General features: G+C 65.3%; 8 protein-coding genes. 6 read left to right on the top strand and 2 right to left on the bottom strand.

Features of this window, described 5'->3' with window-relative positions:
- Nucleotides 1-42: 42 nt before the first annotated feature.
- Complete coding sequence (locus B4M62_RS05505; RefSeq protein WP_290705971.1) at nucleotides 43-957, bottom strand: cation diffusion facilitator family transporter; 915 nt, start codon at nucleotides 955-957, stop codon at nucleotides 43-45.
- A gap of 47 nt (nucleotides 958-1,004) precedes the next feature.
- Here B4M62_RS05505 and B4M62_RS05500 point away from each other — a divergent pair, with 47 nt between their 5' ends.
- The gene (locus B4M62_RS05500; RefSeq protein ID WP_290705994.1) at nucleotides 1,005-1,559 is read left to right on the top strand and encodes a hypothetical protein; all 555 of its coding nucleotides are present in this window, start codon (nucleotides 1,005-1,007) and stop codon (nucleotides 1,557-1,559) included.
- Nucleotides 1,560-1,589: 30 nt separating this feature from the next.
- Here B4M62_RS05500 and B4M62_RS05495 read toward each other — a convergent pair whose 3' ends face one another.
- Nucleotides 1,590-2,165, bottom strand: coding sequence for an HdeD family acid-resistance protein (locus B4M62_RS05495; RefSeq protein ID WP_290705970.1), 576 nt, complete (start codon nucleotides 2,163-2,165; stop codon nucleotides 1,590-1,592).
- Nucleotides 2,166-2,277: 112 nt separating this feature from the next.
- Between B4M62_RS05495 and B4M62_RS05490 the strand changes: the two genes are divergently transcribed.
- From B4M62_RS05490 to B4M62_RS05470, 5 genes are all read left to right on the top strand, one after another.
- A complete protein-coding gene (locus B4M62_RS05490; RefSeq protein WP_290705969.1) occupies nucleotides 2,278-3,147 on the top strand; it encodes an acyl-CoA thioesterase domain-containing protein in 870 nt (289 codons plus the stop codon).
- 63 nt (nucleotides 3,148-3,210) lie between these two features.
- On the top strand, nucleotides 3,211-4,275 hold the full coding sequence (locus B4M62_RS05485) for a DUF4185 domain-containing protein (protein WP_290705968.1): 1,065 nt from the start codon (nucleotides 3,211-3,213) through the stop codon (nucleotides 4,273-4,275).
- A gap of 42 nt (nucleotides 4,276-4,317) precedes the next feature.
- Nucleotides 4,318-4,581 carry a hypothetical protein gene (locus B4M62_RS05480; RefSeq protein ID WP_414651788.1) on the top strand — a complete coding sequence of 88 codons (264 nt, stop codon included), beginning with the start codon at nucleotides 4,318-4,320 and terminating at the stop codon, nucleotides 4,579-4,581.
- Between the two features lie 55 nt (nucleotides 4,582-4,636).
- Nucleotides 4,637-5,407, top strand: coding sequence for a deoxyribonuclease IV (locus tag B4M62_RS05475; RefSeq protein WP_290705967.1), 771 nt, complete (start codon nucleotides 4,637-4,639; stop codon nucleotides 5,405-5,407).
- A gap of 206 nt (nucleotides 5,408-5,613) precedes the next feature.
- A complete protein-coding gene (locus B4M62_RS05470; protein WP_290705966.1) occupies nucleotides 5,614-7,446 on the top strand; it encodes an acyl-CoA dehydrogenase in 1,833 nt (610 codons plus the stop codon).
- The last annotated feature ends 15 nt before the right edge of the window (nucleotides 7,447-7,461 follow it).

The raw sequence follows: 7,461 nt of genomic DNA, 5'->3' as shown, positions 1-7,461 counted from the left end.
TTTGGGTGCCCACTCGGCGGGGTTGAGGTGCCCACTCAGCGATCAGCGGCGCCAGGACTCGTACGATCGCGGGTCCTCGATCGGCTCGAGATGGATGGTGATGTGCAGGTCCTCAACGACCTCGTGCAACCCGGCCTCCACGTCTTCAACGACGTCATGACCGCGCTGGACGGACCATTCGCCGGGGACCAGCATATGCAACTGCAGGTAGCGCAGGTGCCCGCCGACACGGGTGCGCACGTCGTGGAACTCGACATCAGGAGACCGGAAGCCGTCGAGCGCCTCCTCGATGAGCCCGACGTCCCCGTCGGGAAGCGCGGTATCCATCAAGCCCAGGGTCGACTCGGCAATCAACCGGTAGCCGACGAACAGGATGTTGATCGCCACCGCAATCGCGATGATCGGGTCGAGGATGGTCCAGCCGGTGAAGGCGACGACGCCGATGGCGACCAACACCCCGGCCGTGGTGACGAGGTCGGTCATCAGGTGCCGACCGTCAGCGGTGAGCGTGATGGACCTGTGCCGGCGTCCCGCCCGAAGCAGGATCACCGCAACCACACCGTTCACCACTGCGGCGACCACCGAGATCGCCAGACCGATACCGAGTGCCTCGAGCGGTCGAGGGTTGAGCAGCCGTTCGACGGCCGCGTAGATGATCGCGACGGCGGCCACGAAGATCAGCGCCCCCTCGACGCCGGCCGAGAAGTACTCCGCCTTTGCGTGACCGAAGTTGTGGTTGTCGTCGGCCGGCTTGGCCGCCACCCCCAACGCGATCAGCATGGCAACCGCGGCGACGAGATTGACCACCGACTCGGCGGCGTCGGACAACAGCCCGACCGATCCGGTGATCCACCACGCCCCCGTCTTCAGCGCGATGGTGACGATGGCCGTGGCAATGCTGAGCCACGCAAATCGCTGCAGGTTGTCTCGTCGAGTCACCCGCCCAGTGTCCCTCATGGTCGCGTTATGACCCCGATCACACCTCGATGAGACACACTGGGATCATGCTCGACGAGATGCAAGCCGAGGCCGTGGCCCTCTATGCCGACGGGGAGTACATGCGGGCGTTGGCGGAGTTCTCCGTGCTTGCGGAGATACGCGCTCGCCGCGAAGGACCCTACTCGCCGCTATACCTGCACAATCTGCACGACTGCATCCGATGTGCTTACGAACTGAACCGGTGGCCAGACTGTGTCGGATTGTGCACCGAATTGCACGGCAAGTACGTCCGGACACATGGTCGCGCCGAAACCGACACCGTCGACGTCGCTAAGAAGTGGGCTTGGGCCCTCCTCAACCTGCGCGACTACCAGCGCGCGGTCGAGGTCTATCTCCAGACGGCCGATGCATTGTGGGACAGCGACCCGGTTGCCGCGCGACGATTGTTGGGCGCGCCGGCGACCTATCGCACCGAGGTCGACCCCGCAACATTGGTGCGACCCTTGCGCCACGGCGCCGATCTCTTGACGACAATTGCGGAGTTGAGCAATTCGGCATTGCAACAAAACAAAGCCGACGCCAACCCGCTCACAGTGGACGGACTGGCGTCGGCCTCGTAGTTATCGCGTCGGTCCTCCGACGCGCGTTGTTCAGACCTTCTTGGGGAGAGTGAACAGCGATACGACGCTGACGACGATCAGCAGAATGCCGGCAACCCACACGAAGGTCGACAGTGCGAGCGCGGGCCAGGCGAGCATGATGATGCCGGCGGCAATCGACACGATGCCCGACAGAACGGCCATCCACACCGACGAGTGGCGCGAACCGGTTGTGGCGCTGAACAGTTCGGCGACGCCCTGGAAGATCCAGCCAATGCCGATGAAGACTGCGAGGAACCAGATCCGGTCGGCCTCGCCCCAACCACTGTTCGACGGGTGCCACAGCACCACGATGCCCGCCCAGAGAATCATCAGGCCGATAATCCCGAGAGCGAATCGCAGGCCGCCGGAAAGGAATGTGGCCGCGAAGGACTGATAGATGCGGTACAAACCGGCCACCACCAGTGCGATGCCGAGCAAGATTGCCAGGACGTTGACGGTCGCGGCGGGCCACACCAAGCAGGCGATGCCGACGGCAATGCCCACAAGAGCCGAGAAAATCACGGTGCCCCGGACGGCACCGACAACAGTTTCCGGGATTTGACGTTCGATATCAGCAATGGTCATGGGTTGAGGCTATCCCACCACCCACGTTATGTCTGTGCGAACCGGAAGGATTCTTCTTGCCCTAATCCAGGGCGGTGCTATCGGCGTGCATAGCGAGGTGTAACAAGGAGGAATGGCGACTTCCAGCTTCTTCACCGAGGAGGACGGGCACTTCGCAGCCACCGCCTTCGCCCTGAGCCTGTGGGGGCCGCGCACCCTCAACGGCCCGGCCGTTTGTGCGCTGGCCGCCCGGTCGGCCGAAATGGCCGGCCCGGCCGACGGGTTTCGGCCCGCACGCTTCACCATCGACCTGTTTCGCGCGGCCCGCCAAGACCCGACCACGACGACGGCGACGCTGCTGCGCGACGGTGGTCGCGTCCGCGTCATCGGGGTCGACGTGTATCAGTACCCCGATGGCCTCGGTACCGACCCTGTTCGGGTGGCCCATTCGACCACGGTCTTCCTGAAGTCGGCCGGCGATCCGCCCGGACAGCGGTGGTCCCGCGAAGCCACCGGTTTCCACCCCCCCGTTGTCGCCGACGACGACTTCTATCCGCGGTTCGCCGCTGATGCGACGATCGACTCCGACGGAAATGTCGTCGCGGCCATCGACTGGACCTCCGATATCGCCGCACTTCAGGGATCGGGCCGCAAGCGGCAGTGGACTCGTCCACTTCCGGTCGTCCCCGGCGAGTCGCCGTCACCGTTTGTCGGTGCCGTCACCGCCGCCGAGTCGAGCAGCTTGTTGGGCAACTGGGGGTCGACGGGGATCGGGTTCATCAATTGCGACCTCACTGTCGCGCTGGCGCGGTTGCCGCGCAGCGTGCGCGTCGGGGTCGAATCGGACTTCCACGTCGAGAACGACGGAATCTCGGTGAGCCAGTCCGTCCTCTATGACTCCGCCGGCCCCATCGGCACCGGCTTGGTGACCGCCGTCAACAACGCCAAGGCCGAGATCGACTTCACGACGGTCAAGCCCGAGGACCGCCTCCGACAGGCGTGATGCCGCCCACTCGTTACCGTCCCGAAGTCTCAACTTGGTAACACCGCTGGTAATCTGCTGCATATGATTTTCCGTGCCACCCGCGTGAAACTGATCGCCGTGGGCGCTGCCGCCGCCACCGCCGCGACCCTCGCGACCGCCACCGCCCCGAACGCGGATGCCTTCGTCATCGGCCGGGGGACCACGGTCGCCCGTATTACCGGCCCCGGTTCCATCAACGACACCGTCGGGCGTTTCAACATCGTCGGCACCGACCTGGGCATTCTGTGGGACAACGGCCACGATGAGATCCTCGCCGCCTTCGGCGACACCCAGTCTTTCAACGGCTGGTCGCTGCTGTACGGCCAACTCTTCTACATTCGGTCCAACGTGCTGCTGCGCAGCCGTGACCGGTTCCTCGCCGACGGCATGACCTTCTCCGGCCATGCCGGCCGGCCCGGGTATGCGAAGCGCTTGATCAAGCCGACGCGCCGCGAGATCACCGTCGTCCCCACCGGCGGAGTCTCGGTGAACGGCAAGCAGTACATGGGTATCCAGGCCGTCAACGTGTGGGGCGACGCTGGCCGCTGGCAGACCCGGTACGGTGCGCTCGCCGTCTCCGACGACAACGGCAACTCGTTCAAGCGCGTCGTCGCCTACCGCCCCAACTACCAGGGCAACCGTAAATTCCAGCAGACCGCCCTGATGAAGGACGGCGGCTACGTCTACGCCTACGGCACACCGAGTGGTCGCTATGGCGCGGTCTACCTCGCACGCGTTCCGGAGGCGAAGATCGAGAACGTCGGGGCGTACGAGTACTGGTCGGTGAACCGCTGGGTCAAAGACCAGCCGACCGCCGCGACACCGGTGATGAGCGCGCCGACGGGCGAGCTCTCCGTCGCCTACAACCGATATTTAGGGCGCTACGTGTCGCTCGCGACACGCGACGGCGCCCTCATGCGCACCGCGCCGAGGCCGGAGGGGCCGTGGAGCCCCGGCGAGAACATCGTCCCGGGCAACGACCCGCTGGGCGGCTATGCGCCATTCATCCACCCGTGGTCCCTCGACGGCCCGACGATGTACTTCACGTACTCGATCTGGCACGGGTACCAGGTGTATCTGATGCGCGTGAACCTCCGGCGGCCCTGATCCCGTCGGCGCAGGGGCGCTGACGCCGATTCGGCTATCCTGGTGAGCCAGATCACAGTCCGGCCGGAGGTCCCCATGCCCAATCGCTTCTTGCACTACGGCGGCAGCAAGTACATCCTCAACCGTGAGGGCGAGGCACGGTTGCAGCGGGTCTTGGAGTCCGTCTACGGGAGTGGTGTCAACCACCACTGGTTCACGCTGTACCCGGAGAGTCCGACGCCGTGCAGCCTGCTCATCGCGCCGGGCGTGCCCATGTCGGTGGAGACCGAGTACGAGATCGGCGACGACGCCGCCGTGCGGCGGTGACCGCCGACCGCACGCCGCCGACCCCGCGGCGCGGGCGGCACCTATCGTAGAGTCCATGCAAATCGGAGCGCACCTGCGCGAGGACGACGACCCGTTGGCGACTGCCGAGGAACTCGGGATCGACGTCTTTCAGATGTTCGTCACCGATCCACAGGGCTGGAACAAGCCCGTGCCGCGCCCGGACGCCGCGGCCATCGCCGCATCGCCGATCGACGTCGTCGTCCACTCCAGTTATCAGATCAACGTCGCCAGCCTCAACAACCGGTTGCGCATGCCCTCGCGCAAGGCCGTCGAACAGCAGGCGGCGGCGGCGGCGGAGCTCGGCGCATTGGGGCTCGTGGTGCACGGCGGACATCTGCGCGACGGCGAGCAGTCCGGGCTGGGGTTTGAAAACTGGCGCAAACTGTTTGAGCGCCAGCAGGATAAGGGTGGGTTCGGCGTGCCCATCCTGATCGAGAACACCGCCGGCGGGGATCACGCCATGGCCCGCACGCTCGAGTCGATCGAACGGTTGTGGGATGCCGTCGGGGATTTCGAACAAGCGGGATTCTGCCTCGACACCTGCCACGCGTGGGCCGGCGGCGAAGATCTCATCGGGTTGGTCGAGCGGGTCCGGGCGATTACCGGACGCATCGATGTGGTGCACCTGAACAACTCTCGCGACGAGTTCGACTCCGGCCGCGACCGACACGCCAATCTCGCCGACGGCAGCATTGACCCCGACGTCCTGGTGGGCGTGATCACCGCCGCACAGGCTCCCGTCGTCCTGGAGACCCCAGCTCCGGGAATACCCGATGACCTGGCATATCTTCGCGATAGCCTGTAGGTGGCAGATACCCCGCTTCGGCCATGTCGGCCCGTCGACTAGATCACAGCCGGTCCAGTTGTCGGGCATGGGAGGACGGGGTATTCTACTGTTGTTACCGGCGAGTAACTTAGTCGCCGGTACCGCCTTTCTTATTCGGCGGACAACCGCACAGCGAGATCCCCCCAGGGCGCCGACAGCCCGGAAACCCGAAGGAATGCACCACCATGGGCCATTACAAGTCCAACATGCGCGACCTCCACTTCAACCTTTTCGAGATGTACAACCTCGATAAGGTCCTGGAGTCCGGCGAGTTCGGCGACCTCGACCACGACACCGCCGTCGACATGCTGCGCGAAGTCCGCGTCCTCGCCGAGGGCCCGATCGCCGAATCATTCGCCGACGCCGACCGCAACCCCCCGATCTTCGACCCCGTCGAGCACGCGGTCGCCATTCCCGAGGGCTTCGCCAAGTCCTACCAGGCCTTTATCGACGCCGGCTGGGACAAGGTGGGCGTCGACGAGGAACTCGGCGGCCTACCGGCACCGCGGTCGCTGTACTGGGCCATGGGCGAAATGGTCCTGGGCGCCAACCCGCCGGTCTTCATGTATGCAGCCGGCTCCGGCTTCGCGAACATCTTCTACGACAATGGCACCGACGAGCAGAAGAAGTGGGCCGCGATCTGCGCCGACCGCGGCTGGGGCGCCACCATGGTCCTCACCGAACCCGATGCTGGTTCGGACGTGGGCGCCGGCACCACCAAAGCCATCGAGCAGGAGGACGGCAGCTGGCACATCGAGGGCGTTAAGCGCTTCATCACCTCGGCCGACCAGGACATGACCGAGAACATCTTCCACCTGGTCCTGGCCCGTCCCGAGGGCGCCGGCCCCGGCACCAAGGGACTGTCGCTGTTCTTCGTGCCGAAGTTCCACTTCGACCACGAGACGGGCGAGCTGGGCGAGCGCAACGGCGCCTTCGTCACCAACGTCGAGCACAAGATGGGCATCAAGGCCTCCAGCACCTGTGAGCTCACCTTCGGACAGCACGGCATCCCGGCCCAAGGCTGGCTCGTCGGTGAGACCCACGCGGGTATCGCCCAGATGTTCGACGTCATCGAGCACGCCCGCATGATGGTCGGCACCAAGGCCATCTCCACCCTGTCGACCGGGTACCTCAACGCCCTCGACTACGCCAAGCAGCGCGTGCAGGGCGCCGACCTGACCCAGATGATGGACAAGGCCGCCCCGCGCGTCACCATCACCCACCACCCCGACGTGCGCCGCTCACTGATGACCCAGAAGGCCTATGCCGAGGGCCTGCGCGCCGTGTACCTGTACACCGCATCGCACCAGGATCCCGTCGCCGCCCAGATCGTCTCGGGTGCCGACGCCAAAATGGCCCACAAGGTCAACGACCTTCTCCTCCCGATCGTCAAGGGGGTCGGCTCCGAGCGCGCCTACGAAAAGCTCACCGAGTCGCTGCAGACGTTCGGCGGGTCGGGCTTCCTGCAGGACTACCCGATCGAGCAGTACATCCGCGACTCGAAGATTGACTCGCTGTACGAGGGCACCACGGCAATCCAGGCGCAGGACTTCTTCTTCCGCAAGATCATCCGCGACAAGGGCGAAGCCCTCGCACATGTGGCCGGGCAGATCCAGGAGTTCATCTCCACCGACCAGGTCGACGGCCGACTCAAGGGTGAGCGCGCCCTGCTGAACACCGCCCTCGAAGACGTGCAGGCCATGGCCGCAACACTGACCGGCTTCCTGATGGCCGCCCAGGAAGATCCGAAGCAGCTGTACAAGATCGGCACCGGCTCGGTCCGCTTCCTGCTCGCCATCGGCGACGTCGTCATCGGCTGGCTGCTACTGCGTCAGGCCGAGGTCGCCCTCGCCGCGCTGGACAACGGGGCCACCGGCGACGACAAGGCCTTCTACGAGGGTAAGGTCGCCGTCGCGACCTTCTTCGCAAAGAACATGCTGCCCCAGCTGACCGCGACCCGCGGCATCGTGGCGAACGTCGACAACGACATCATGGAGCTCGACGAAGCGGCTTTCTGACCTCGAGCCCACCGC

The organism is Gordonia sp. UBA5067 (assembly GCF_002414845.1).
Lineage (GTDB): Bacteria > Actinomycetota > Actinomycetes > Mycobacteriales > Mycobacteriaceae > Gordonia > Gordonia defluvii.
The sequence above is the reverse complement of the archived record's forward strand: the minus strand, read 5'-3'. Positions and strand labels throughout refer to the sequence as shown.